The sequence below is a fragment of the Sphingomonas sp. AC435 genome, from assembly GCF_979253005.1.
Map to the genome: position 1 here is coordinate 53,130 of NZ_CEEDCJ010000011.1, position 24,031 is coordinate 77,160.

Genomic DNA, 24,031 nt, shown 5'->3' on the forward strand with positions numbered 1-24,031 from the left:
CAATCTCGAGAGGAAGTCCGAGCGCATGATCTCTTATTCGCGCGCTAAGCGTTGTCGGTCACTCGATGTCGAACTTTTTTCGAAGCGAGTTTCGGTCGTGACCTGACAGATGGCATCGACGCTGACGATTTCGACCGGATCGTCCATGTCGCCATTTTCTGCTTGGCTGGCTGGGTGAATGCCGGAAATCAGGCGGCGAAGCCGCCGTCAATCGTGTGCATTGCACCCGTTATCCCGCGTGCCTGCGGTCCGGCGAGATAGAGCGTCAGGCTCGCGACCTCGTCGGCGGTGCCGTAGCGCTTGATGGCCATCGGCTCGAGCATGCCGGCCGCGCGCGGACCGTCGGCCGGGTTCATGTCGGTATCGGTAGGGCCTGGCTGAATCACGTTGATCGTGATGTCGCGTGGACCCAGGTCGCGGGCCAGACCGCGCGCCATGCCCTGCACCGCCGCCTTGGTCAGCACGTACGCCGCGAGGCCCGGGAACGGCATGCTGTCGGCAGTGTCGGATCCGATGACGAGGATGCGCCCACCGTCGGGCATCAGGCGGCACGCCTCGACGCTGCCAAAATAGGCTCCCCGCACATTGACGTCGATCATGCGGTCAACCTCGTCGGCATCGAGCGTCAGCGGATCGCCGAACACCAGCAGACCGGCATTATAGACGAAGATGTCGATCGGGCCGGCGTCACGTATCGCCGTGATCAGCTCGTCGCGCGTCCCCGCATCCGCCTGGAGCGCTTGCGCACCGGTCTCGGCGGCGAGCTGGTCCGCCGCCGCGGCCGAAGCGGCATAGGTGAACATCACCGTTGCGCCGGCGGCGGCGAAACGCCGCACGATCGCGGCGCCGATGCCGCGGCTGCCGCCGACGACGAATACCTTGAGATCAGAAAACGTCATCGCGCTTGCCCTGTATTTTTGAAAGGAAGTGGGTCGGTCAGTGCCCTTCGCCGTCAGCTCCGCCCAAGCGAGGCTCGGTACGATTAGAACGGCGTGCCCACGATCCGGGACACGGTTGCATCCGTGAAGCGGGGAACGTCGGCCATCACGGCATCCGCTTCGGCTGATGCGAGTGCGGCGTGCAGCGCGTCCTCGTCGCGGAACCGGTAGATACCCACGGAAACATCCGCAGCGTTGGCGTCACGTGGGAAGAAGGCGGAGGCGCTCTTCAGCCCGTGCCGCTGCCAGCAGGCAAGCGCCAAGGGTAGGTGAGCGTCGACGTAATGGTCGCGATCGAAATAGGTGCCGCCGCTGCACATCACGATTAGAGTTGCATGTGCCATCGGCACGCATCTGGACCGATCAACAATGATCGTAAACTTACAGGATTGAACTCTCTCCGTTCAGCTTTGTGGGCAGCTGGCTGGGCCGCTCGATCGGCATGCGCCGCGCGAACGGCGGCTCCGCACAAGAAACAGACTTCGTTGTTGAACGCTGGCTTCAAGAGCTCCAGCTCCCGCCCCCTAGTCGAAAGAATATGCTCGAAGAAGCGTGCCGGCGATCTGCCGCGCAGCCTGGCCGAGTTCCTCATCGGCAAGCTCGCCGGCGGTCCAGAAGGACAGCGCGCCCCGGAAAGCGAGCGCGAGTTGCGAAGGCAGAATGCGGCATGCCTCATCCCGGCGGGGCGAAGATAGTCCGATTCCGTCGCCGAGGGCGTGTGCCCATAAGGCGGTGGAATTTGATCTCACTTCGCCCGACGCCGCGCTCCCGGTCCCTATCCAGGCCATGACCGCGCGGTTCACGATCCGCTCGTCGAGCATGACCGCGACTGCGATGTCGATAGCCAGCGCTACACGGTCGGCGGCGTGCTGCGGCTGCGGCGTTTCACTTAAGCGCGTCAGCATCGCGTCTATGCGGCGCGCCGACAGCGCGTGCATGATCGCCGGCTTGCTGCCGAACTGATTGAAGGGTGTCGCGAAGCTGACCCCGGCTTCCGAGGCAAGATCACGCATCGAGAACTCTGCCTTGCCATCACGCAGGAGACGCTCTGCCGCATCGAGCACACGCTGGCGCACCGGTTCCCCCCGACGCTTCATACCTGCTTCCATCTTGTGTTCACTCATTGCACATCTATATCATGATATAGACAGCTTGTCCTGCAGGAGTGTACGCGTGACAGACAATCGCCAAAAAGTTTTTCTGATCAGCGGCGTCAGCTCTGGGCTTGGCCGAGCATTTGCTGAGGGCGCCTTGAAGGCCGGTCACCGGGTCATCGGGACGGTGCGGCGCCAGGAAGATGCGGACGCATTCGCTTCACTCGCACCGGACCGCGCGAGCCCGATGCTGCTCGACGTGACTGACTTCGCTTCCATTCCTCTGGCGATAACCGCAGCCGAGCGCGATGACGGTCCTATCGATGTCTTGGTGAACAACGCTGGTTACGGCCATGAAGGTGTGCTCGAGGAATCGTCGATGGATGATCTCCAGCGGCAGTTCGCCGCGAATGTGTTCGGTCCGGTTGCGATGATGCAGGCCGTGTTGCCCGGTATGCGTAAGCGCCGCCGCGGGCATATCGTCAACGTAACCTCTATGGGCGGGTTCATCACCATGCCAGGGATCAGCTTCTATTGCGGCAGCAAGTTCGCGCTGGAGGGCATTTCTGAGGCGCTCGGCAAGGAGGTGGCTGCGTTCGGTATAAAAGTTACGACGCTGGCACCGGGGCAGTTTCGCACAGACTGGGCTGGCCGCTCGATGGATCGGACGCCGCGTAGCATCGCGGATTATGACGCAGTGATGGACCCCATAAGGGCTGCGCGACAGGCCAAGAGCGGCAATCAGCCGAACGATCCGACGAAGGCGGCGCGGGCGCTGCTGGCGATAGTTGAGGAGAAGAACCCGCCGACTCGGCTGTTCCTCGGCGAAGATGCCCTCGGACTGGTCGATGAGAAACTAGACGATATGCGGGCGGAGGTTGGTCGCTGGGAAGTGCTTTCTCGTTCAACGGGCTTTGGTGCCCATTAAGTGGTCGGATCGAAGTACGGCTTGCGGAACGATCGTTCGTGGGCCGAAGAGGCAGATGCAAAGAGCGTCGCTGTTGGACCAACTTCTGTGATGTAGGCGACCGGTCTTGAAGAATGCTGCCGTCCACAACATCGTCTAGGAGTAGCGAGATTTGGGGCGGATCTCGCCGGGCATAGGAACGACCCATCCGTCGTCAGATGGGCCGCCCCAATGTTAAATTTCGGTGCGTTCTGCGAGGGTCAGGGCATCCTCGATGTCCACGCCGAGGTATCTTACAGTGTTCTCGATCTTCGTGTGGCCCAACAGGATCTGGATCGCCCGGAGATTGCCGGAGGCCTTGTAGATCATCGACGCTTTCGTGCGACGAAGCGAGTGCGTCCCGTATTCGGCGCGGCGAAGTCCGACCGCGTCGACCCACTCATCCACCAAACGAGCATATTGCCTCGTGCTAAGGTGCCCCGCGTGGTCGACGCGGCTCGGAAATGCGTAGTCCTGGACGCTACCACCTCGGCGTTCGAGCCACGCGAGAAGGCTTGCTCTGACATCGGCCGTGAGCTCGAATTGGACAGGGCGTCCGGTCTTCTGCTGTGTAACGATCGCCCGGGTTCTAATATCAGCCCCGGAGACGAGGTCGCCGATCTTGATTTTTACGAGATCACAGCCTCGCAACTTGCTGTCGATCGCCAGGTCGAAGAGCGCCCTGTCGCGGAGACGGCACTCCCGATCCAAGAAGAAGCGAACGGCCCAGATTTGCTTTTGCGTCAGCGGTCGCTTCGTGCCGACTGTCTTGCCCGCATTCCACACAGGGCGGCGATGCGTGGCAGGATCATATTGTGCGTGTCCCATCGTTCGTCTCCACGGCCGTGATTGGCCGTTTACTGAACGTGGTCACGGGAAGGATTGCACGCCGCTCTGTCAGCAACCGACCCAAAGACGGTCGTAGCCGAGGCACGTGCCGATCTCGGGAGCGGACATTCTGAACCGGAATTCTGATACACGGAGACCCTTGGAAGACGTGGCGGGATCTGCAGCGTCACAACCGACTGGTTGCGACACCACATGTCCTAATCGTCAGTTGGCGGGGTGGGGCGTATTGGTCTTGGGAGGCCACGAAGGCGACGCTCGCGATTTTGGCGCGACGCTTCCTTGACGGCCTGGGGGTCGTCCAAATCAATCATGCTGCTGGTCCTCGGGAAAGACCGGCGCGCGAGCTGCGCCTAATAGCCTGTCCGAGCCGGAAGGCGTTGCGAGCCTGGTTTCGCCGAAATGACCGGATTGCCTGCCGCTTCATATATCCTCTAAGCTGGATATATGGAAAATCAGCCGGCTATCTCCGCATTGGGCGCGCTCGCGCAAAGCACGCGGCTCGATGTGTTCCGCCTGCTGGTGCGACACGAACCTGACGGCCTCGCCGCTGGTGAAGTCGCCCGCCAGCTCGACGTGCCGCAAAACACCATGTCGGCGCACCTTGCGATTCTCGCGCGCGCCGGTCTGGTCCGCTCCGAACGGCATAGCCGTTCGATCATCTACCGCGCCGATCTGGACGGGCTGCGCGCGTTGACGCTGTTCCTCGTCAAAGACTGCTGCGCCGGCTCGCCCGAGCTGTGCGCGCCGCTCCTGGCCGAACTCACCCCCTGCTGCTGAAAGGACGCGCCGTGGCCGTCGATATCGTGATCTATCACAACCCCGAGTGCGGCACGTCGCGCAACACGCTGGCGATGATCCGCAATGCCGGCATTGAGGCGCACGTTATCGAATACCTGAAAACCCCGCCCTCGCGCGCGTTGCTGGTCGAACTGATCGACCGCGCCGGAATCACGCCCCGCGATCTGCTGCGCGAGAAGGGGACGCCCTATGCGGAACTGGGCCTTGGTGACGACGCGCTGTCGGACGACGCGCTGGTGGACGCGATGATGGCGCATCCGGTTCTCATCAACCGGCCGCTGGTCGTCTCGCCGCTCGGCGTGAAGCTGTGCCGACCGTCCGAAGCGGTCCTCGATCTGCTGCCCGAACCGCAACAGGGTGCGTTTCCCAAGGAAGACGGCGAACAGGTCGTGGACGCCTCGGGTCAGCGCATCGCCTGATGCTGCTCGCGCTCGCTATCTTCGTCGCCACGATCGCGCTCGTCATATGGCAACCCAAGGGCCTCGGCATCGGATGGAGCGCACTAGGCGGAGCGGCAATCGCGCTGCTTGTCGGTGTCGTCTCGCTCGCCGACGTACCGGTGGTGTGGAGTATCGTCTGGAATGCGACCGCGACGTTCGTCGCGATCATCATCGTCAGCCTATTGCTCGATGAAGCCGGGTTCTTCGAATGGGCGGCTCTCCACATCGCGCGCTGGGGTCGGGGGCATGGTCGCCGGCTGTTTGTGCTGATCGTGCTGCTCGGCGCGGCGGTGTCGGCGTTGTTCGCCAACGATGGCGCGGCGCTGATCCTGACGCCGATTGTTATCGCGATGCTGCGCGCGCTTGGGTACAAAGACAAGGCGACGCTGGCGTTCGTGATGGCGGCGGGGTTCATCGCAGATACTGCCAGCCTGCCGCTGATTGTCTCCAACCTCGTCAACATCGTGTCGGCCGACTTCTTCCGGATCGGCTTTGCCGATTATGCCTCGGTGATGGTGGCGGTCGATCTGGCGTCGATCGCCGCGACGCTGATCGCATTGCTGCTGTTCTTCCGGCGCGACATACCGGCCCGCTATGACGTGGCGCAGCTCCGCGCGCCAGCTGACGCGATCCGCGACCATGCCACGTTCAAGGCGGGCTGGGTGGTTCTTGCCCTGCTGCTCGCCGGCTTCTTCCTGCTTGAACCCGTCGGCGTACCGGTCAGCGCCGTTGCCGCTGCCGGCGCGGTCCTCCTGTTCGTCATCGCCGCGCGCGGCCATGTCATCCAGACGCGCAAGGTGCTGGCCGGCGCGCCGTGGCAGGTCGTGATCTTCTCGCTCGGCATGTACCTGGTCGTCTATGGCCTGCGGAATGCTGGCTTGACCGATCATCTTGCCGGCCTGCTCGATCGCACCGCGCAAGGCGGCGTATGGGGCGCGGCGTTCGGCACCGGGATCATCGCCGCGCTGCTGTCGTCGGTGATGAACAACATGCCGACCGTGCTGGTGGGCGCGCTGTCGATCGACGCAACGCACGCCACGGGCGCGATCAAGGAAGCGATGATCTACGCCAACGTCATCGGCTGCGACCTCGGGCCAAAGATCACGCCGATCGGCTCACTCGCGACGCTGCTGTGGCTGCATGTCCTCGGGCAGAAGGGCATCCGCATCGGCTGGGGCTATTACTTCAAGGTCGGCGCGACGCTGACGATCCCGGTGCTGCTGGTGACGCTCGCGGCGCTCGCGATCAGGATCAGCATGGCATGACGGCACTGCGTGTCACCGCGCTCGATCCCGACAATCTGGACGGGCTGCGCGACGCGCTCGCGGCCTCGGGCCTGCCTGTCGCCGATCTGGTCGACTCCGGCCGGGCCTTCTTCCGGTTCGATGATGACGCCGGCCCGGTGGGCTATGGCGGGCTTGAAGGGCAGGGGACGGATCGCCTGCTCCGCTCGCTCCTGGTCGTCGCCGATCGGCGCGGCGACGGCTTGGGCCGCGTCATGCTCGGCCTGCTTGAAGCCCGCGCGTGCGAGCTGGGCGTCGTCCGCCTTCACCTGCTCACCAACACGGCCGCACCGTTCTTCGCTGCTAGTGGCTACGCTGCGGCCGATCGCGCGACGGCCCCGGCGTCGATCGCCAGCTCGCGTGAGTTCATCGCGCTCTGTCCGGTGTTGGCCGCCTATCTCGTGAAAGCCCTCTAATGCCGCTGCGCCAGCTCTCCGATCCCGATCACCTGCCCGCGCTTGATCGGCGCTATGCAATCGAACGGCCCGCCCTCGGTCTCGGCGCGGGTGATCCCCCGCCGCGTATCCTGTTGCTCTACGGCTCTCTGCGCGAGCGGTCGTTCTCGCGGCTGTGTGTCGAGGAAGCGGCGCGGCTGCTGCAATTCTTCGGGTGCGAGACGCGCATCTATGATCCCTCGGCGCTGCCGCTGCCCGATCAGGTCGCCGGCGACGATCATCCCGCCGTCCACGAACTACGCGAGCTGTCGATGTGGTCGGAAGGTCATGTGTGGTGTTCGCCCGAACGGCACGGCCAGGTCACGGGCATCATCAAAACGCAAATCGACCATCTGCCGCTCTCCATAGGCGGGATGCGACCGACACAGGGCCGCACGCTCGCGGTCATGCAGGTTTCGGCCGGTTCGCAGTCGTTCAACAGCGTCAACACGCTGCGCGTTCTCGGCCGCTGGATGCGAATGGTGACGATCCCGAACCAGTCGAGCGTCGCCAAGGCATTTCAGGAGTTTGACGATGCCGGGCGCATGAAGCCGTCCAGTTATTACGATCGGATCGTTGACGTGATGGAGGAGCTGGTGCGGTTCACGGTGCTGCTTCGGCCCCATGCGGTTCAGCTCGTCGATCGCTACTCCGAACGAAAGGAAGCCGGGGTGCCGATCGACCCCACAACCGATCTGTCGAGCATCGCCACGACTGGGGTAGGCGTCACAACCGAACGTTTGTGACACCAAGTACCGGTGGCTTTCGACCGTTCCAATCCTGAAAGTTGACTGGCAGGAAAGTCCCCAATCCGATCCGTTCCGAAGTGCTGTTGGCCGCGTCGCAGCCGTCAATCCGCTCAGATGAACGAGCGGCAGGTATCGGGCAGCGAGAAGGAGGGCGTGAACGGCCGGGATGGGTCGTTTTCATCGAATTGATCCTCTCGAGCACCATACTCCCGCCCGCAGCTGTGCGGCAGGATCGACGTGGCTATGCCCAGCAGTAAAGCGTGATGCTTCGTGGCGGCGGCTAGGGCCGGTTCGCCAGACGATCTATTTTGTCGAGCATGAGTATCTTGGCCGTCATCTGAGCGACTGTGGCTCGGCTTAATGCCAGCGATGCTTCGCGGTATCCTTGCCAATCAGCAGTGATATGCGGGCAACCCCATCGAGCGATGTGGGAGCTGGCTGAAGCGTGAAAGCGACGGAGGTCAGTCTGCATCGATGTAGCTCGTGACATAGCTATACCGCCGCGCCGCGTGATCTGATCAAGGAGCGCCTCCATTGCTTCCGACCGTGCGCGGTTCGCCCTCGCCAGTTTCATTCTCGTTGCTGTCAGGGCCGGCAGGACCGGCTTGGTGGCAGCAAGTTGACCGCGAAGTTCTGTCAACGCAGCGCGGATTTCCTCATGCGCCTGGTTCAACGCCCGCCTATCGATCTTGATCGAAGGCGCTTCGATAGGGGCATTGCTGAACACAGACGAAGACTTTCCACGTTGGCCGAGTGTGGTGGTGCCGCACCCAATGCAGCGTCAACGGCGTGCTCGTGCTCGAGGCATTCAGCTTCGAACCTGCACGAGGTCGCCGAAACCGACGGAGTGCAAAACCGCACCCTCGGTGTTCGTGATGTCGATGTGGTGCGACATGAAGAGAGCCTTCCCGGCCATCACGTGAGCAGCAATCACCTCCCTGCCGCCATGAATTGCATAACGCTTTACCGCGTCCAGATCGGGCAGGATTACGCCTTCGTGATCGATCGTCACTTCGTCATTGTAGAGGTTCAGGTGGTAGCGCGGCATCCATGATCTCCCGCAAACCGCATAGCGCCGCTGCCAGGATCCATCCCTTGCCTCGATCAAGCTGACCAAAACTAGCGAGACAAGTGGCCTATGCTGCCATCCGCCGAGTTGTGCCGAGCCAAGCTCGAGCTGCGGCCTGTGCAGTGGCGATCTCGCGGGCGGTCATGTCCTCGGCCACTTCGGTGCGCGCGCCCTGTGCGGCGGCAAGGCCGGATACAGCGGCAAGGTTGAACCACTTATGCGCCTCGATCAGGTCGATGGCGACACCGGACGTGCCCGTCTGATAGCAGATGCCGAGATCGAAAAGTGCGTCACCGTTACCTGCGCTGGCATCGGCCATACGGCTTTCGATCAGGAATTGAGCACTTTTGAGACTGTTAACCACCGCTGGTCCCTTCGCTACATACGCTTGCAGTTTGCAGCCCGGCGATTGAAGGACAGTGCCTTCTCAAATGGTTAACGGCTCATACTCGTTGGAACTGCTTTAACCGTTCCTATGCTAGCTACAGTGGCGCACAACATAGGTAAGGATCGGGCGGGCGACTCGGGTTGGACGGGGAGCGTGTCGCCTACCCGGTCATTGTCGAGCGGATGATGTAAGATGCTCAAGCAGTCTGAACTTCGCACTGCCGTGGCGCTGATACACCAGGCGCTTGAGATCGCTGACACTGTCAGCGAACCGCTGGTCGCCGCACATCTATCAGTTGCCTTGGCCGCGGCCGAGCGACGGCTCAACGAACACGTACCTCAGCCTCAATGAGGCGAGTCTGTTGGCAGAATGACGTGTTGCGAGGGGACCGGCTGACGGGGGAGGTTCGCGAATGGGGGAAGCGCAAACAGGGTGCGTCAGCCGGTCGATCGTCAAGACTGCCACCCTGCGCAGCCTCGCCATATTTAACAATGGCCCGACCGAAACGTTCAGCGCTTTCGACTGTCAGTTTGGGTGAATCATTCTTCGTAGACATGGGTTATCTGACCGGGACGCTCTGTCTCCCTACCATCAATCGGTCGAGTTGAGCTCACGCCTGCTATCCGACGAGATAAAGATCGGACGATGCGCCACCACTGCCTGAGCCGCTGCCGCCAGGTTCCCCGCGGTCGATATCGGCAAGGTGGGGACAATCGATGTGGCCAAAGCGCTTGGCTCCGGGCGCCGCGCTGGTGTTTGAATGCGAGGGGGGGGGGGGCAGCTGGGATTTCACGTCGGCGAGAGTGTGACAGCTACGCGGTAGAAGAGGAAGTCGTCGACGACGACGAGGCAGCTGGTCTCCATGATCTCTGGATTGCAATCACGCCGACGAGGAGTTGACGTTAGACGCCGAGACGTGGACCATCGCCCAAGGCTGATGTCAGATCTACCGCCGGTCATCACCAGGCGATCGACAGTGCCGCTTACCGGCGTTCATTACGTCACGGCAACGTGACACTGGGGATACAAACTTCAAATAGAAGGAGGCGCGTGCGACTTAACGCAGCGGATCGGTACCGGTGGCCGCCACAGCCTGCTGAAACTTCTTCAAGTCGACATGATGCCGCCGCGCCGGCGATCCTAAACACCTATGTGTCATAGGAGGTTTGGCGAAGAGGTCCTCTCGAGTGCAGCGATGCAGTCGGCGATCATCGCCGCCGCCAATGTGCTTCCAATGCGCTCCGCTTCGGCAAGCGCGTCCTCAAGATGCGCCAGCAGTTGCTCGTGCTCCAAATGACTCGTCATGCGTGCCTCCATGTGGCATTACGCCGATGCCGCGACGAGGGGATCGTATACCTCCTGCCTTCTGGCTCCTACGGCCTTAGCATTGATCTGGAGCGCTTTATGGCCGCATTTGATGGTTGCCTCGATCTCGCAAAGTCCCAGGTGGCGCTCAGGGCGTTACGGTATGGCCACTTTCCAGCAGACATCTTTGACGAATATGCCTGGGATATGATGCTCCATATGTATATTGCCGCTTTGCGTGAGCAGAAAATGTATATCGACAATGCTGTCAATCTTACGTCGAAGAACAAGAAGGTCGGTGATCGCTGGATAAAACACCTTCATGCCGATGGCATGATTGTGGTCGATGGCGAGATGATCACCTTGAGCGAGCAGGCGATGCAGCGGATGAACTCCTATCACGAAGAAGCTTTGGCAGCGGTTTAGTAGATCGGCTGGGTGTGGTGGTTCGACGATGAGGGTATCGTCCTGATACCTTATCGCGACTTAGGCCCGATCCATTACTGCTGAGTGATTTAGCGGCGTTTCAAGGTAGCTAGAGCATTTCGAGCGGTACGCGTCCTCGCGGCCGAGGGTGCAGTTGGTCGAGCCGCGCAAGCGTGTCGGTACTGAGCACCAGGTCGGCGGCTTCACGATTATCGCGGACATGAGCGCTGCGACCCGCCTTGGGAATGGCAACGATGTTGTCCTGCGCGAGCAGCCATGCCAGCGCGAGCTGCGCCGGCGTCTTGCCGATTTCGGCGGCGAGCAACTGTAATCCGGTATCCGCGACGAGCCTGCCCTGTTCCACCGGGCTGTACGCCATTGCTGGTATCGCATGCGCGGCGAGCCAGGGCAGCAGGTCGTGCTCGGGTCCGCGCCGCGTCAGGTTGTAGAGGATCTGGTTGGCCGCGCATGGCTGACCTCCTGCGGCCATCAACTCCTCCATATCGTCGGTGTCCAGGTTGCTGACGCCCCAACGCAGGATCTTGCCCGCGTCGACCAGCCTTTGCATCGCCTCGATGGTCTCGGCTAGCGGAACCGCTCCGCGCCAGTGCAGCAGATAGAGGTCAAGTCGATCGGTGCCGAGGCGACGCAGGCTGGCTTCGCATGCCTTTGGCAGACGCGCACGTGACGCGTTTTGGGGATAGGCTTTGCTGACGAGGAACGCGTCCTGCCGGCGCCCGGAGATCGCGTCTCCAACGAGCCGCTCGGACTCGCCGTCCGCATACATCTCTGCGGTGTCGATAAGCGTCATACCGAAATCGATTCCAGTGCGCAGCGCCGTGATTTCATCGACACGGCGATTAGCGTCCTCCGCCATATTCCATGTGCCTTGGCCGAGCGCAGGGACCATGGTGCCGTCGGGCAAAGCAATCCTCTTCATGATGATGCAACGCGCAGCATGAGGTTCGGGTCGCCTTGACAAGCTTCCGACTGGGCGCGTCCCTGCGCCTGGCCGACACGGCAGGCATCTGGACGAGGTGAACGGACGAAGGATCTTCGGAAGCAACAAAGAGCTCGCGAATGTCCGGGTTTGGGTCTTCGTCACGTAAGTGACGGGGCTAGTCCGGCGCCCGCCCAACCAGCCTGTACTCTCCCCTTCTGTTATGAGAGGGCGAGATGGATGAAGGCGTGGCGGTCCGGCTACGATCAGGCGTTGCCAGATCCCGGCGGCGCCACCCAATGAGGGTGAGTAGCAGGCCAGTTGGCTCCGCAGGCCCTTGTTTGACGAGTCAGTGGGCCGTAGTAGCTAAGACTGTTTTTGCGACCAATAGATGTGGGCCTTGATCCGCATGCGGATCGCATGCGCAAGCTTGTGGCTAAGCATGAAGACGCCACCAAGAATGATGCCTAAGGACGATCAATGCGCCCGCGCCCGCTTTGCAAGCTTCTTACTCGCGGTATCGCCGCCAGCATCCTCGTCTCCGCACCGGCTGTCGCGACCTCACCTGAACTCATCAGCCTTGAACGCGAGCTCAGCACTTTGGTCGCGGGACGCTCTGGAAGCTACGGCATCGCAGCACTCGACCTTCGCGACGGCTCGATGGTTTCCATCAATGGCGACACACCGTTCGCAATGGCGAGCACGGTGAAGCTCGCCATCGCGGCTGCCTACCTCGCTGACGTCGACCAGGGGCGACGAGGCTTAAGTGACATGATCGCTGGCCGGCCTGCGGCTAAGGTTATGGAGCTGATGATTATTCGAAGTGATAACCAGGCAACTGATCAATTGCTTGCAACGCTTGGCGGTCCGGCTGCGGTTCAACAGTGGCTGTTGGCCCAGAAGATTGCTGGCATTCGTATCGACCGTTCGATCGCCCAATTGTTGCGAGACAAAGGTCATCTGGCCGACAGTAAGGATGTCGCCACTCCAGTCGCGATGGTCACGCTGCTGACGAAGCTCGACAACGGCACGATTCTAACGGCGCAAAGCCGCGCCTTCCTGCTTGATCTGATGAACCGCTGTGCAACAGGAACCCGACGCATCCGCGCGTTGCTACCCGCAGGTACCCGAGTAGAGAACAAGACCGGCACGTTGGACGGTATCACCAATGATGTGGGCTTCATGACAATGCCGGATGGCCGCCGCGTGGCAGTCGCTGTCTTTGCACGCGGCGGCCGCGATCGCCAACCGGCGATCGCCGAGGTAGCACGCGTGATCTACAACCGCTTTGCAGATAGCGTCCGCAACGCAGTGACGCTCTTCATGAAAGTGCGGTGACGAAATTCGACGCCTGAATCGCGCGAGGAATGTTACCTAGGCTGGTAGATGTTTCGCTCTTCCAGCTGCCGCGAAAGCGAGCTGTCGATCAGCCTCGTAAGGCTAGCAGGTCAACGACGCGTAGCGGCTGGATCCTGACGTTTGAACGCGTAGGGCGTCAGCCCCTCATGGAGGACGATCCTGGTAGGCGCGGGAAGCCTGTCGAGCCTCAGCTTCAATATCGAGCGGGTACCGTCCACATCGAAGCCAAAGTCCGGCACGGCACCGATGTAGACACGCGGCAGAATGTACGGGCCATTCGCGTCTCTCATCACCTTGTATCCGATGCTTCGCTGCTCATTGAGCAGCATCTTGCCATCGGCGAGCGTTATCGTGCCGCAGCAGTCGCTGACGAACGTTCCGTTTTCGCCCAGCCGAGCAGCCGGCTTTCGAGCGCTGATGATCAGAACGGCGGTCAGCAGAACGCCTACAGAAATAATCCCGATGGTGATCCAACGCCACATAGCCAAGTTCTCCTGCTCGCCCGACGCGGGGCGGGTACGGCTATGGATGCTGCACGCCGGCTTCAGCTGCCGTGGCATCATAGGCCCTGCTCATCCAGCCATTCTCCTCATGCTATTACGGCATATGTAGAGTTATAGGTCAAGGAGCTCCGCTGCGAAGTTGCGTGGGCATTCACATGGAGGTTGATTGCACCGGCTACATAGGTAGCGTGCGCTGATGCCGCGCTCCCGCCGACCATCGAAGCAGTTTCTCATGCTTTTGGATGCGCTGGCCGCTCCGTCTCAGCACGGTCATCACGGCTATGAGTTGATGAAGCGGACCGGGCTGCGGTCAGGTACCCTGTATCCATTGTTGATGCGCATGGCGGAGCAGGGCTTGGTAGAAGCCGAGTGGCGCGAACCGGTGCAGCTTGGACGCCCCGCCCGACACGCCTATCAATTGACGGCAGCTGGCGTCGCTCTGGCCCGAAATGTTGCCGAGGCTGGTGCGGCTCAAGCGCCACTTCGGGAGGCACTCGCGTGACGGATATCTTGCCGCGCCTGATGATGGTCGTTGTTGAGCGATGGCTGGGATCCTCGTATCGTGAGTGGGGGCTGGCCATGCAAGTGGAGTTCGGGGCCGCCGCGGCAGAGGGTAGGGGGCTGTCGTTCGCCGCGGGTTGCCTGTTGGCCGCGTTCCGCGAGTTGCCAAGGCATCACCATGGCCAGTTTGCGCTCATCAATCATGTCCTGACGCTCGGCGTCCTCGTGCCGATGGCGGCCCTGCACATCCTCAGTGCTGCGGGCCTGCCGAGCACCGCCGGCATCCACAGCCTGCTCGATCATTCGCACGCGCAGAACCCGTATCTTGCTCGAGCCCAATTGGCAGCGGTTCCTTCGCTTCTGATCATCTGGCTCGTCCTGGGTGCGGCGCATCTGCGTCTGGCCTGGGTACTGCTCGATCGGGATTGGTCACGCGCCTGGGGCATGGTCGCCTTGATCGTCGCGGCAACAGCTACGCTGGCGATCTACACGAGTGTGCTCTTCATCGATGATGGTGCCGCGGTCTTACAAGCGATCGCTTCGATCATCGTCTTGATGGTGCTTGCCGCAGCGAAATGGATGATCGAAGCGAGGGAGCGTCCCTGGATGCCGATCGTACGCGAACAAGGAAGGTGAGCTGGTTCAGCCGTTTCGGCTTGGTCCGGCGCGGTCGCATCACTATTCACCGACGGTCGCGAGTACGCCTTGATGGTGTCGTCTGTGGCGACGGTAGTTTGAGTTTCGGCGTCCAATGGGCTGGCCGCTTTCACCGGGAATCGCATCTTGTCATTCGCCGTGGCGGTACGCTTCGGGTCGATGGTGCCTTCAGCATCTACTCGGGTGCGACGGTGACGATTGCAGAGGACGCAACGTTGAGCCTCGGGAGTGGCTACATCAACGGCGATGCTTCAATCTCGTGCTTCCTCAACGTCTGCATTGGCCACGGCGTGGCGATCGGGCCTGAGCTGATGCTGATCGACGCAGACCGACACCAGCTGAGCGGGACGAGCGCGAGCGCTGGCCAAATCACCATCGGCGACCACGTCTGGCTCGGTTCGCGCGTGACGATACTGAAGGGGACGACCATCGGCGATGGTGCCGTCGTCGCAGCTGGGTCTGTCGTGACCAGGGACGTGCCAACTGGTGAGCTCTGGGGCGGTGTACCCGCGCGGTTCATCAGAGCCGTGGCTTGGACGTGAGGCCAGCTCGCTTAGATCTCGGAGGCGCGAGTTCTGGGACAGCCCCAAAAAATGAACCAAGCTCCGCTTTCGAGGCGGAGGTAAACGCCTCCGAATGTCCGGAGGAGGGTCAAAATAACGTTTCTAAACCGGAGAGTGTCTCGTGCGGCAGTCTTCTGAATCTCCTTCACGCTAAACTTCAAAAACTTGCACATCGGGACGATAGGGCTGGGCGTTAGATCCGCGATCGACCTATGAAGAACATTATGATGTTCGTATTAGATCGCTAACATATTTTGCTCATGGCGGTGCAAGCCATGTCACTGACGGGAGGTCAGGTCGTGGCTAGGCGACTAGCTTAGGAAGGACAGCTGGGTACGCCTCCTGGCGCTTTCGGAGCGCCTGTGATGGATTACAATCCTCTTCGACCCTTTGTCGAGAAGCTTGCAAGTCGTGTGGAGCTAACATCCGCCGACACGGAAGCGCTCCTGAAGATGCGCTTTTCTACACGAGAGATGCGACCGGGGAGCTACTTCGTCCGCGAACGGCAGCGCCCAACTGCCAGCTCGCTACTGATCGCAGGCGTCGCGATGCGATCGAAGCTGACCAGCGAGGGTGCTCGTCAAATCGTGGGCTTGCATCTTCCAGGTGATTCGCTCGATCTCCAGCAACTTTACCTCGATGAGGCCGATCACAACATCCAGGCGCTGACCACCATCACGTTGATCGAGGTAGCTCGAGGCGACCTGCAGAGCGTTGCCGACAAACACCCCAATGTCCTGAAGGCGATCACGATCGACAACGTCATTGAGGCGTCGATCGAACGCGAATGGCTGCTCAATGTCGGCCGTAGGATAGGACGTGCCCGCCTTGCGCACTTCCTCTGCGAGTTCGCGGTCCGTCTTGCGATCAAAAGCCACGTTCCCGACCAGACGGCGATCGCCCTGCCGCTTACTCAAGAGCAGATCGGCGATGCGGTCGCGCTGACCCCGGTTCACGTCAACCGCATGCTGAAGGAGCTGGAAGCGGAGGGCCTGATCACGAGGACTAAAAACTCGATCGTCATCGTTGAGTGGAAAGCTATGGCATCAGCGGCGGACTTCAATCCGTCCTACCTGCACCTCAACCAGAAGAAGCAGCGCGCCACCGCATGATACTGTGTGGTTCTGGCGTTTTAGCCCGATGCCAGGGGCTGGGCATGGCTTACCCTCGCGGGCGGTGCTGGCTTTTGCCAGCACCGGTTTCCGGTCCGTGCAGGTATGTCGGATCAAACCCCGCGATCCGTCGTAGCTCAGAACTGTCGATGATGCGTATGCGCCCCCTGTAAACGTCTATGACCTCAGCATCGCGCAGGGTGCGAAGCATGCGGTTGACGTGGACGCTGGTGAGGCCAGTAGCATCGCCAAGCTGCTCCTGCGTCAGGGGAACGACCATCGTGTCGCCAGTTGCCAGACCGACATGCGTCAATCGGACTTGCAGCTCGCAAAAGAGGTGAGCAACTCTGGCCAGACCAGAACGCCGACCGACGCTGACCAGCCAGGCCCGGACAATGGCTTCGTCGAGGAGCGTCGACCACCAGAAGGCGCGGGTAACAGCGCGCGAGCTGAACAGCACATCGTCGAGGAGATCCTTCGCCACAAAAGCCACCTTGGCGTCCACAAGCGCGGTCATGCTATGATCCATCTCATCCAGGATCGTCGCATGAAGATTGCAGAAGTCGCCCGGCAGAAGCAGTCCGGTGATCTGCCGGCTTCCTCCTGACAGGTACTTCATGCGCGCTACCCACCCCGCCAGCACCAGGTGGATCCGGGTCGGCCTGTCGCCTTCATCGATGATGGTGCCGCCGCTGGGGATGTCACGGACATCCTGGACGAGCCGATCCAATGTGGCACTATCTCTAGGCGACAGATCGGCGATGGTCCGGAGCTTGGCCGTCAGGGGATTTGCCGAAGCGCTTTCATCCATCATAGCCGGTATAACTGCGGAACGAGACGTAAGGCGCTAACTTACGTCAAATCTACTGCCATACCGGAGGAGTGCCGCGCTGCATCGCCGATGCTAAAGCTTTGAACGATGGGGTTAGGTCAGATCTCTCGAGGCCGGCGTTGCGCTTCCGTCCATGATGATCTCCCAAAGGATCAACCCCTCGGCGTTCGTCACCGTGATGCTCCAGGGGCGCGATCCCCAGAACGCATCTGCAGCATCGATCATCATCTGGCCGCAGGTTTGTATCGCCTGCTGACGAGCCTCGGACGCAGTCGCCAGTTCATAGCCGTCGAAGTCAGTCATCCGAGAGTCGGTCTGCGTGTGGAAAAAGAAGCGTGGCATGATGATCCTCTGGCAGCGCTCGTGCGAGAGGATGACGCCTCGGTCCCAGGCGCTGAACGTCTGCCAGGATTGCCAAAGGAACGATCCAATTTCCGGAATGATCCGCCGTGACGTTGCCATGATCTGACAGAGGGGTGACCTGCCTCTGCGGATGAGCCGACAACCAGGGCTATGAGGCGACAGCCTGAATTACCCGGCTCCGACCTTATTCAAGATTGATCATTCCGCCGTGACGATAAGACGGACGATGGACCGTTTGCTCTCACGTGTATCGGTATCCTGAACCTCGCACGTGAACGACTTGTCAATGCTTTGGTTGAGCTCCTCGAACGCGATCATCATCGCTGCCCTAACCGCCGTTCTTAGCGCACAGTCGATGTCGATGAAACTGTCGTTTGCACTGGAGGCAAATGCGCATCCGTCATCGACGCTGATGTTGAACAGGGCCATGTGTCGGACCCTATCAGCGTCTCATATGCCTGCATTGACCTCGGTGAGTGGGCGTGTCCGAAACGGCCGTTGTCACAGAGATTGTCGTTACAACCCGCCCTCTCCGCTTGTTGCTGACGTAACAAAAAGGGCCAGACGATTTGTCGCCGAGCCCCCATCCAAATTGCGCTGGCGGCGATTATCGAGGCGGGGCCGTTCCCGTTGTTCCACAGGCTGTTCCGCCTGTGGTGCAGCTCGTCGTCGTGTTCGTTGTGTCTGGCACGCTGTTAGCCGAATGGCTCGATTGTCGGACTGAGCAGCTGCCTCGCGGAGGGACGTCTGCAGCCTTGTCTCGTGCGCTTTGCTTGATACGCGATTTGGAACGGAGCTATCTGTGGCCGTCAGGAGAGACAGTCTTGACGGAACCCACCACGCTCCATCGCTTCGAGGAGTTCGGTCGCCTGACGCTGGCGGAGCTTGAGGCTGTAAAGGCTCTCGGCGATAGACCTACTCGTATCCAGCGCCATCACACCATCCGTCGTCAGGGTGACGTCGCCGATATGATCTACATCCTGGTCGAGGGGTGGGTTGCAGCATCGATGGAGCTGCCGGGTGGTGGGCGACAGATCGTCAAGGTGCATCTGCCGGGCGACGTGCTGGGATCGCCAAGCATGTGCAGCGATCATGCCGTTGAAACACTGACGGCGCTAACGGCCGGAGCCATCAGTGCTGTTCCGCTGGAGCGGTTCGGCGCGTTGCTTGATACCCACCCAAGATTGGCGGGATACTTCCTCCTGAGCGTACAGCGTGAGCGCGTCGCCCTGATGGATCAGCTCGCATTGATGGGCGATCGTCGGCGCTCGCGCAGGTGGCCGCGCTGCTGCTCGACCTCGCCGATCGGCTCCTGCCCACAGGAACCTCCGCCGGCGATACATTCCAGCTGGAGCTGACCCAGGCCCAATTGGCTGATGTTATCGGCATATCGCAGGTTCATCTGAATCGGACGATGATCGTTCTGACGGACAGAGGGCTAATAGAACGTCGGAAGAAGAGCCTGACGATCGTTGATCGTTCAGGCTTGGAAGCAGTGGCGAGCTACACGTCAAGGCCGCTCCGCAAGAACCTCAGCTGGCTGCCTTGCAGCCGCTATGTCGGGAGCTGACCGCGAGCGAGGAGGATCGATCAGTCGTCCTGTGGCGGCGCATCTCGGCGCTGATGAGCTCGACCTCGCGGCCAACCCCTGAAATGTTGTGACGCCGCGTCGTGACAAGCACGGCGCGCGGCCGCTCCACAGCTCATGGTTCTCGACCGGATTGCAACCTTGGCGACGCGACATGAACGAATGGCAGAAGTTGGGAGCCAGGCAAGGGGCATCAATGTCCGGAATTGGGTCTTGTAAGCTGAGCGGCAGCTGTTTCTGAGCTTGGCGGCTATTGAGCCAGAACTTCTAGCTAGCGATGCGCATCTCCTCGCGGCTTCCTGCGCTCAGCAACCGCTGCACCTCTGCTTCGACAACAGGCTTGCTGAAGTAGAAGCCCTGGATTTGATTGCAGCCCTGCTCACGCAAAATGTCCAGCTGCCCGACGTCCTCGACGCCCTCTGCAGTTGTTTCCATGCCGAGCGCATCGGCCAGCATCGTGATCGATTTAATGATTGCGGTCGCACCATCGCTGCTCATCAGATCAATGATGAAGCTGCGGTCGATCTTGATCTTGTCAAACGGGAACGCCCGCAAATAGCTGAGCGAGGAGTAGCCGGTACCGAAATCGTCGAGTGCTACGCGAACGCCGAGCCGACGCAGACTGTGCAGCGACGCGAGTGTCGTGGCGGGGTTGTCGATGAACAGGCTCTCGGTGATCTCGAGCTCCAGGCGGTGAGGCGGCAGACCGCTTTCGGTGAGTGCCTGCAGGATAACCGCGGCTAGGCCCGGATTGCGGAACTGAACAGGGGAGACGTTCACTGCAATGCGGACATGGTCGGGCCACGAGCGCGCTACTCGACATGCTTCGCGAACCACCCATTCGCCGATCGGCACTATGAGCCCGGTATCTTCAGCCAGCGGGATGAAGTCCACAGGCGAGACAAGTCCGCGTTCTGGATGATTCCAGCGCAACAAGGCCTCAAAGGCCGAGACGCGAGACTCAGCAAGATTGAACAGCGGCTGGAACATCAGCGATAGCTGACCACCGCTAATCGCCTCGCGCAAATCAAGCTCCATCTGCCGCCGCTTGCGGGCTTCCGCGTCCATGGCCGCTTCGAAGAAACGGAAGCTGCCGTGTCCATCATGCTTTGCACGGTAGAGTGCCAGATCAGCGTTCTTGGCAAGCGTCACCGAGTCGACGCCATCAGCGCCAAAGATCGCGATGCCCAGACTGGTGCCCGGCACGATGCGGTGACCATTTACGATGCATGGCTCAGCCACGACACGGATGAGTTCGTGAGCGATGCGATCAAGCGGCCGCTGGTAGTCATCGAGGATGAGCGCAAACTCATCGCCTCCAAGTCGGGCTACGAACCCATCCTCAGCGAAGTCACGCAGACGCTGCGCAATCTCACACAGCAGCGCATCGCCGGTGGGATGCCCGAGTGTGTCGTTCACATTTTTGAACTGGTCCAGATCCAAGCAAAATAGCGCCTGTTGGCGGCCTGCTACGGGCCGGGCCAGCGTGTCGGCGAGGTGCTGGCGCAGCAGGACCCGGTTAGCGAGACCAGTAAGGCTGTCATGCAGCGCCATATGGGTAATCTGACGCTCTCGCTCACCGATGTCGTCAACCATCCGGTTGAAGCTGGCGGCGAGCGTGCCGAGTTCGTCCGTTGTCGTCACCTTCACGTGAACATATTCGCCCTTGGCAACACGCAGGGCAGCGCCGCTCAGCAACGAGATCGGGCGTGTGATCCGTCGCGCCAGGAGCCAGCTTCCGACGCCGGCTGCCAGCACGCCAACGACGCCGCAGGCTAGCAACAGCCAGAGCATCGGACCGTACTCAGCAAGTGCACGGGTGATGCTGTGCTGGAGGACGAGCATCTGCGGTTCGTCGGCTCGAAATGATGCAATCGGCGAAGCCTGGACAAGGATCCTCGTGCCACCAATGTCTTGCTCGACCGCACCACCACTCCGCTGTTTAGCGGTGAGGTTAGAGGCGGGCACTATCTGCGGAGCGAGATCAATCGAGGAAAGTTTCGCCAATCTTGCCATTTCGGCAGCATCAAGGGTGTTGCCGAACACAACCCAGCCTATCGTCGTCGGCGCTCGAACAGCCGCGGCGGCGGCATTGAACCTCTTGCCGCCGATCCGCAAAACGCCGCGGGTCTGTCCGTCTTCCAGCGCTGACTGCAGTTCATTGGCATCTTGGCTGGGTATTGCACCCCGGAAGCCGATTATTGCGCCATCGATCCCGATGAAGAAAGCCTGATCAAGGTCCAGTCGGCCCCTGAGGGATGCAAGAGCGGACGCGATGGTGGGTCCGTCCCCTGTCGCGGCGGCGGTGCGAAAACCAAAATCTGCCGCGAGAACCTTGCTGGCATCGCCGAACTGAGCGTAGCGCATGGCTGCAACACGATCGAAAACCTTTGCACTGACGATCATCTCGCTCTTGATCATGCGCTCGGCGTAGCGATTAATGCCGGTCCTCGCGCCAACAAGAATCAGAGCTGTCGCAACAGCAAACAATGCCGCGTAGAAGATTGTCAGCTTCGCGGACAAAGACCGCCGCACGCCTCCGGTCAACCTCTGGAGTGGTGGTGAAAACGACGGCATGATCAGCGCAGCGTTACCGTGATGAGCTTGGCGACGTCACCGCTACTCGGCACATCGAGCGGAAAAGCGACCTCGTTCAACTTGGCCTTAAGCCGCGGATGCCAGATCGTGAGTGTCGCCTTGCCGCCTGTCACGCCGCTGATACGCGTGTCGCCGGCTGCTCCGGTTTTGTCCGCGAACGGCGTGTCGACAACACGAATGAAGCCCGACATGGAGTCGTGAATGTTGCAACCGAGTGCCACCGTGCCGGTGGTAGTGAAGGTGTAGCTGCGGCTCTCGTCCTTCCCGAAGAGCTTAAGCTCGAACCTTGCAGGCTTCGAAAAGCTGTAAACATGGTGACGGACCCGATCCTCGTTGGGAAAGGCGACGCTCGCCCCGACCGGCACGATCAGCGTGCCGGGATTGAACGCAATGTTCTTTTGCATCATCGTATTCGGCCAAGGAAAGCGGATGGGCCCTGTAGGCAGCTTGGAAGCCGGATGGATGGTGATGACGGCGTCAGGAACCGGGCGGCCGTTAGCGTCGACAACGCGGATACTGACGCTCCCTGCAAGTGCTGGGCTGGGGGCGAGCAACGCTGCGGCAAAAAGATGGGCAACCTTCATGGCTCCCTATTGCCTCATACTGGTCAACCCTCGGTAAACGGCTGCACTGGTTGATATTTGACTGATGGAAAAAGTAGCGGAATTACGGGATATTAAGGACGATCGGACCATAAGGATCGCATGTTCCGCTGTCGTCACCACCTCCTAATCTGCGTCGCCGCGATCGCTGCATCCCCGGCAGCCGCAACAGCGCAAGAGGTCGGCGGACCGGGCAAGCTACTTCTGACTAATGGCATTAGCACGGTAGAGGGTGCTGCTGGCGGCGGCTTGACGCCTTGGGCGGTGATTGCCGGCAACGCGACGAAGGATGGCATTGGCGGGCAGGTCAGCGCCACCGTCGTTGAGCTACCGGATTACCGCTTCTCCAGCTTTTCGGCCGCAGTCGGTGCGTGGGATCGTATCGAAGTGAGCTACGCTCGGCAGGTGTTCGACACCAACAAAGTCGGTGGGGCGCTTGGACTGGGCAACAACTTCAGGTTCGATCAGGACGTATATGCTGCCAAGGTCCGCATTGCCGGCGATGTCGTTTATGGCCCAAATTGGATGCCAGCGCTCGCCTTGGGTTTGCAATACAAAAAGAGCCTGGATGCGGCGACCGTCAAGGCTGTCGGAGCGTCGCACGATGCCGGCGTTGACTATTATGCGTCAGCCACCAAGCTTTTCCTGGACTGGTCAGTGTTAGCTAGCATCACCGTGCGTGCGACGAAGGCAAACCAGAATGGCCTCCTTGGTCACGGCGGCACAACCGGTGATGATCACCGCCTGCAAGGCGAAGGATCGGTTGCGTATCAGTTTTCACGTCGGTTTGTGCTCGGCGCCGAATACCGCTCGAAACCCAGCAATCTTACGATCGCACGCGAAGATGACTGGTGGGACGCGTTTGCTGCGTATGGGATTAACCGGCACCTGACTGCGACAGTAGCCTATACCGACTTGGGTTCGATTGCGACATTTGATCGCCAGCGCGGATTACTCCTTCAGCTGCAGGGCAGCTTCTAAAACATCAATTAGGAACTCAGTTGATGCTATTCGCCTCTTTGGTCCTCATGCTCGCTCTGCCGCAGGAGCGTGAGTCGTCAGTTTCGCAGTCGGCTTCGGGAGAAGAGGTCGTTGAGCCGTACAAGGTTGATCCCACAAACGCGGGAGCGCAGCCTTTTGCAGGCGCTGACATGGCACAGGCTTTTCATGGACAGGAAGGCATTCGTCGCGTTGTCGAGCAGTTCGTCAGCTTGAACTTCGCTGATCGCCGGGTTGGCGAGATTTTTATGAATCAGGACAAGGTGCGACTGAAACGTGTGCTCTTTGAGCAATTCTGCTACATCCTCAACGCTGGATGCACCTACACCGGACGCGACATGAGAGCTGCCCACAAAGATATGGGCGTCCAGCAAAGTGATATGAACCGAGTAGTGGAAAATCTCCAATCTGCGATGCAGATGGAAGGCGTGCTTTTTAACGCTCAGAACCGGTTGCTTGCCAAACTTGCCCCAATGAGGCGGAAGATTGTGGGCAGATAGAGTTTAGATTTGCTTTCATGCTAAATAACGTCGTTATAATATATTCTCAACAAATTTTACAAGTCACAAAAATGAATATGTAATTTCAGCAGTAACATGTATAAATAGCAATTCGAATTGATGCTCGTGTGATCCGGCATTCGCCGGATAGCTAGCCTGGTATACCGCGGCATCGCGTGAATACGTTCGGCTATG

At 60.5% G+C, this 24,031-nt stretch carries 30 protein-coding genes; 16 read left to right on the forward strand and 14 right to left on the reverse strand.

Going from position 1 to position 24,031, the window contains the following annotated elements:
- Nucleotides 1–188: 188 nt before the first annotated feature.
- The 3 genes from bdcA to AC0CH8_RS16970 all read right to left on the reverse strand — a co-directional run bounded on the left by bdcA (nt 189) and on the right by AC0CH8_RS16970 (nt 2,062).
- Entirely contained in the window at nt 189–899 is a 711-nt protein-coding gene (gene bdcA / locus AC0CH8_RS16960) for an SDR family oxidoreductase (protein WP_465240895.1), read from the reverse strand.
- A gap of 83 nt (nt 900–982) precedes the next feature.
- A complete protein-coding gene (locus AC0CH8_RS16965) occupies nt 983–1,282 on the reverse strand; it encodes a hypothetical protein (protein ID WP_056533129.1) in 300 nt (99 codons plus the stop codon).
- Nucleotides 1,283–1,462: 180 nt separating this feature from the next.
- Nucleotides 1,463–2,062 carry a TetR/AcrR family transcriptional regulator gene (locus AC0CH8_RS16970; RefSeq protein WP_465240896.1) on the reverse strand — a complete coding sequence of 200 codons (600 nt, stop codon included), beginning with the start codon at nt 2,060–2,062 and terminating at the stop codon, nt 1,463–1,465.
- A 49-nt stretch (nt 2,063–2,111) separates the two neighbouring features.
- Between AC0CH8_RS16970 and AC0CH8_RS16975 the strand changes: the two genes are divergently transcribed.
- Complete coding sequence (locus AC0CH8_RS16975) at nt 2,112–2,960, forward strand: oxidoreductase (RefSeq protein WP_192191472.1); 849 nt, start codon at nt 2,112–2,114, stop codon at nt 2,958–2,960.
- 213 nt (nt 2,961–3,173) lie between these two features.
- Here AC0CH8_RS16975 and AC0CH8_RS16980 read toward each other — a convergent pair whose 3' ends face one another.
- Nucleotides 3,174–3,806: a tyrosine-type recombinase/integrase gene (locus AC0CH8_RS16980; protein WP_192191471.1), complete on the reverse strand. Its 633-nt coding sequence runs from the start codon at nt 3,804–3,806 to the stop codon at nt 3,174–3,176.
- A gap of 465 nt (nt 3,807–4,271) precedes the next feature.
- On the opposite strand from AC0CH8_RS16980, the gene AC0CH8_RS16985 reads away from it, so the two are divergent.
- From AC0CH8_RS16985 to arsH, 5 genes are read left to right on the forward strand one after another with little or no spacing between them, the layout of a single operon-like run.
- Nucleotides 4,272–4,604 (forward strand): ArsR/SmtB family transcription factor, encoded by a 333-nt coding sequence (locus AC0CH8_RS16985; protein ID WP_204199786.1) that lies wholly within the window; start codon nt 4,272–4,274, stop codon nt 4,602–4,604.
- An 11-nt stretch (nt 4,605–4,615) separates the two neighbouring features.
- On the forward strand, nt 4,616–5,044 hold the full coding sequence (gene arsC / locus AC0CH8_RS16990) for an arsenate reductase (glutaredoxin) (RefSeq protein ID WP_204199785.1): 429 nt from the start codon (nt 4,616–4,618) through the stop codon (nt 5,042–5,044).
- Nucleotides 5,044–6,330 (forward strand): arsenic transporter, encoded by a 1,287-nt coding sequence (locus AC0CH8_RS16995; protein ID WP_465240897.1) that lies wholly within the window; start codon nt 5,044–5,046, stop codon nt 6,328–6,330. The genes arsC and AC0CH8_RS16995 overlap by 1 nt, the downstream gene beginning before the upstream one ends.
- Nucleotides 6,327–6,764: an arsenic resistance N-acetyltransferase ArsN2 gene (gene arsN2, locus AC0CH8_RS17000; protein WP_465240898.1), complete on the forward strand. Its 438-nt coding sequence runs from the start codon at nt 6,327–6,329 to the stop codon at nt 6,762–6,764. The genes AC0CH8_RS16995 and arsN2 overlap by 4 nt, the downstream gene beginning before the upstream one ends.
- Nucleotides 6,764–7,528: an arsenical resistance protein ArsH gene (gene arsH, locus AC0CH8_RS17005; RefSeq protein WP_204199782.1), complete on the forward strand. Its 765-nt coding sequence runs from the start codon at nt 6,764–6,766 to the stop codon at nt 7,526–7,528. The genes arsN2 and arsH overlap by 1 nt, the downstream gene beginning before the upstream one ends.
- Nucleotides 7,529–8,339: 811 nt before the next feature.
- On the opposite strand, the gene AC0CH8_RS17010 is transcribed toward arsH, so the two are convergent.
- The 3 genes from AC0CH8_RS17010 to AC0CH8_RS17020 form a co-directional block, all read right to left on the reverse strand.
- Nucleotides 8,340–8,579, reverse strand: a complete 240-nt coding sequence (locus tag AC0CH8_RS17010) for a DUF6894 family protein (protein ID WP_465240899.1) — start codon at nt 8,577–8,579, stop codon at nt 8,340–8,342.
- A gap of 88 nt (nt 8,580–8,667) precedes the next feature.
- Nucleotides 8,668–8,964, reverse strand: coding sequence for a sel1 repeat family protein (locus tag AC0CH8_RS17015; RefSeq protein WP_204199780.1), 297 nt, complete (start codon nt 8,962–8,964; stop codon nt 8,668–8,670).
- Between the two features lie 1,179 nt (nt 8,965–10,143).
- A complete protein-coding gene (locus AC0CH8_RS17020) occupies nt 10,144–10,293 on the reverse strand; it encodes a hypothetical protein (RefSeq protein ID WP_204199779.1) in 150 nt (49 codons plus the stop codon).
- Between the two features lie 99 nt (nt 10,294–10,392).
- Here AC0CH8_RS17020 and AC0CH8_RS17025 point away from each other — a divergent pair, with 99 nt between their 5' ends.
- On the forward strand, nt 10,393–10,719 hold the full coding sequence (locus tag AC0CH8_RS17025; RefSeq protein WP_204199778.1) for a hypothetical protein: 327 nt from the start codon (nt 10,393–10,395) through the stop codon (nt 10,717–10,719).
- A 109-nt stretch (nt 10,720–10,828) separates the two neighbouring features.
- Here AC0CH8_RS17025 and AC0CH8_RS17030 read toward each other — a convergent pair whose 3' ends face one another.
- Entirely contained in the window at nt 10,829–11,659 is an 831-nt protein-coding gene (locus tag AC0CH8_RS17030; RefSeq protein ID WP_465240900.1) for an aldo/keto reductase, read from the reverse strand.
- 480 nt (nt 11,660–12,139) lie between these two features.
- Here AC0CH8_RS17030 and AC0CH8_RS17035 point away from each other — a divergent pair, with 480 nt between their 5' ends.
- Nucleotides 12,140–12,997, forward strand: coding sequence for a serine hydrolase (locus tag AC0CH8_RS17035; RefSeq protein WP_465240901.1), 858 nt, complete (start codon nt 12,140–12,142; stop codon nt 12,995–12,997).
- 110 nt (nt 12,998–13,107) lie between these two features.
- Here the strand turns inward: AC0CH8_RS17035 and AC0CH8_RS17040 are convergent, their stop codons facing one another.
- Nucleotides 13,108–13,500, reverse strand: coding sequence for a hypothetical protein (locus AC0CH8_RS17040; RefSeq protein ID WP_465240902.1), 393 nt, complete (start codon nt 13,498–13,500; stop codon nt 13,108–13,110).
- A gap of 217 nt (nt 13,501–13,717) precedes the next feature.
- Here AC0CH8_RS17040 and AC0CH8_RS17045 point away from each other — a divergent pair, with 217 nt between their 5' ends.
- The 4 genes from AC0CH8_RS17045 (at nt 13,718) to AC0CH8_RS17060 (ending at nt 16,354) form a co-directional block, all read left to right on the forward strand.
- On the forward strand, nt 13,718–14,023 hold the full coding sequence (locus AC0CH8_RS17045; protein WP_465240903.1) for a PadR family transcriptional regulator: 306 nt from the start codon (nt 13,718–13,720) through the stop codon (nt 14,021–14,023).
- A complete protein-coding gene (locus AC0CH8_RS17050; RefSeq protein ID WP_465240904.1) occupies nt 14,020–14,658 on the forward strand; it encodes a hypothetical protein in 639 nt (212 codons plus the stop codon). Before AC0CH8_RS17045 ends, AC0CH8_RS17050 begins: the two co-directional genes overlap by 4 nt.
- Nucleotides 14,655–15,221, forward strand: coding sequence for an acyltransferase (locus AC0CH8_RS17055; RefSeq protein ID WP_465240905.1), 567 nt, complete (start codon nt 14,655–14,657; stop codon nt 15,219–15,221). Before AC0CH8_RS17050 ends, AC0CH8_RS17055 begins: the two co-directional genes overlap by 4 nt.
- Before the next feature lie 386 nt (nt 15,222–15,607).
- Nucleotides 15,608–16,354 carry a Crp/Fnr family transcriptional regulator gene (locus AC0CH8_RS17060; RefSeq protein ID WP_465240906.1) on the forward strand — a complete coding sequence of 249 codons (747 nt, stop codon included), beginning with the start codon at nt 15,608–15,610 and terminating at the stop codon, nt 16,352–16,354.
- 49 nt (nt 16,355–16,403) lie between these two features.
- Here AC0CH8_RS17060 and AC0CH8_RS17065 read toward each other — a convergent pair whose 3' ends face one another.
- The 3 genes from AC0CH8_RS17065 to AC0CH8_RS17075 all read right to left on the reverse strand — a co-directional run bounded on the left by AC0CH8_RS17065 (nt 16,404) and on the right by AC0CH8_RS17075 (nt 17,978).
- Nucleotides 16,404–17,168, reverse strand: coding sequence for a Crp/Fnr family transcriptional regulator (locus AC0CH8_RS17065; protein ID WP_465240907.1), 765 nt, complete (start codon nt 17,166–17,168; stop codon nt 16,404–16,406).
- Between the two features lie 111 nt (nt 17,169–17,279).
- On the reverse strand, nt 17,280–17,648 hold the full coding sequence (locus AC0CH8_RS17070) for a DUF6894 family protein (RefSeq protein WP_204199769.1): 369 nt from the start codon (nt 17,646–17,648) through the stop codon (nt 17,280–17,282).
- A gap of 99 nt (nt 17,649–17,747) precedes the next feature.
- The gene (locus tag AC0CH8_RS17075; protein ID WP_204199768.1) at nt 17,748–17,978 is read right to left on the reverse strand and encodes a hypothetical protein; all 231 of its coding nucleotides are present in this window, start codon (nt 17,976–17,978) and stop codon (nt 17,748–17,750) included.
- A 395-nt stretch (nt 17,979–18,373) separates the two neighbouring features.
- Between AC0CH8_RS17075 and AC0CH8_RS17080 the strand changes: the two genes are divergently transcribed.
- Together AC0CH8_RS17080 and AC0CH8_RS17085 are read left to right on the forward strand one after the other, a co-directional pair.
- The gene (locus tag AC0CH8_RS17080) at nt 18,374–18,907 is read left to right on the forward strand and encodes a Crp/Fnr family transcriptional regulator (RefSeq protein ID WP_465240908.1); all 534 of its coding nucleotides are present in this window, start codon (nt 18,374–18,376) and stop codon (nt 18,905–18,907) included.
- The gene (locus AC0CH8_RS17085; protein ID WP_465240909.1) at nt 18,826–19,119 is read left to right on the forward strand and encodes a Crp/Fnr family transcriptional regulator; all 294 of its coding nucleotides are present in this window, start codon (nt 18,826–18,828) and stop codon (nt 19,117–19,119) included. Before AC0CH8_RS17080 ends, AC0CH8_RS17085 begins: the two co-directional genes overlap by 82 nt.
- A gap of 285 nt (nt 19,120–19,404) precedes the next feature.
- Here the strand turns inward: AC0CH8_RS17085 and AC0CH8_RS17090 are convergent, their stop codons facing one another.
- Nucleotides 19,405–21,660, reverse strand: a complete 2,256-nt coding sequence (locus AC0CH8_RS17090) for a putative bifunctional diguanylate cyclase/phosphodiesterase (protein ID WP_204199766.1) — start codon at nt 21,658–21,660, stop codon at nt 19,405–19,407.
- Between the two features lie 56 nt (nt 21,661–21,716).
- Nucleotides 21,717–22,319 carry a cupredoxin domain-containing protein gene (locus AC0CH8_RS17095; RefSeq protein ID WP_055843267.1) on the reverse strand — a complete coding sequence of 201 codons (603 nt, stop codon included), beginning with the start codon at nt 22,317–22,319 and terminating at the stop codon, nt 21,717–21,719.
- Between the two features lie 120 nt (nt 22,320–22,439).
- Here AC0CH8_RS17095 and AC0CH8_RS17100 point away from each other — a divergent pair, with 120 nt between their 5' ends.
- Both AC0CH8_RS17100 and AC0CH8_RS17105 read left to right on the forward strand, forming a co-directional pair.
- Nucleotides 22,440–23,318, forward strand: a complete 879-nt coding sequence (locus AC0CH8_RS17100) for a DUF3034 family protein (protein ID WP_204199764.1) — start codon at nt 22,440–22,442, stop codon at nt 23,316–23,318.
- A 23-nt stretch (nt 23,319–23,341) separates the two neighbouring features.
- On the forward strand, nt 23,342–23,836 hold the full coding sequence (locus tag AC0CH8_RS17105; protein WP_204199763.1) for a group I truncated hemoglobin: 495 nt from the start codon (nt 23,342–23,344) through the stop codon (nt 23,834–23,836).
- Nucleotides 23,837–24,031 lie beyond the last annotated feature (195 nt).